Annotated in this window: 1 pseudogene; it reads left to right on the top strand. The window is 44.2% G+C overall.

The features are described from left to right. Positions 1-761: pseudogene (locus GRP75_RS28525) on the top strand (non-ribosomal peptide synthetase); the annotation flags it as partial.

Here is a 761-nt window from a genome sequence, read left to right as displayed (position 1 = left end):
TACTACAAAACAGCACACAGACAATCCCATCCCCATTCCTAGTTCCCTTGGATTGTGCACGTATACAACGCAAGCATACATCCTCTACTTATCAAGTAGAGTTAGAAGCGTCCATCTCGGAACAATTAAATCAGCAAAAAACTGCGGAAGACAAGCAAGCGTTGCTCTTATCAGCATATACTGCATGGGTATATCGCCTATCCGCAGAAGAAGAAGTTTCTTTTTCTACATTTGTGCCACAAACCGGTCTGCTTACAGCTTCGCTGACAGTCGAAAAGGAAACGACTTTTCATGAACTAGCAGACTTATTTCAGGACATGCTCCGTGAGCCTAATGCATACCTTGCGGAACCACAAGCCGATACTTCATTTTCGGCAAATCTGCCTACGGACAGCGGTGTAGAATCCCGTATTATGGACTGGGCTGTTAATGAACACAATGGAGCTTATCAAATACAGATACGTTATGATCAATCACTCTTGCTGGAAACAACGGTTGTCCGATACGCAGAATACTTTGAAACCCTTTTGCGTGGCGCGCTAACCAACAGCCATGCACTTGTGAATTCAATTGATATATTATCGGATGCGGATCGAGCTGCTCACGAATCTTTAAATAATACAGTTGTGAAATATCCTGAGCACCAAACTATTCATGGAATGTTTGAGGAGGCGGCTTCAAAATACCCTGATCGTCCGGCTATTGCTTCACACACTGGAGAGTACACGTACCGTGAGTTGAACGAACGTGCTAACCAAGTC

This window comes from Paenibacillus sp. OT2-17 (assembly GCF_009827695.1).
Lineage (GTDB): Bacteria > Bacillota > Bacilli > Paenibacillales > Paenibacillaceae > Paenibacillus > Paenibacillus polymyxa_B.
Note: the sequence above shows the minus strand (reverse complement) of the source record. Positions and strands in the feature narration are given on the sequence as shown.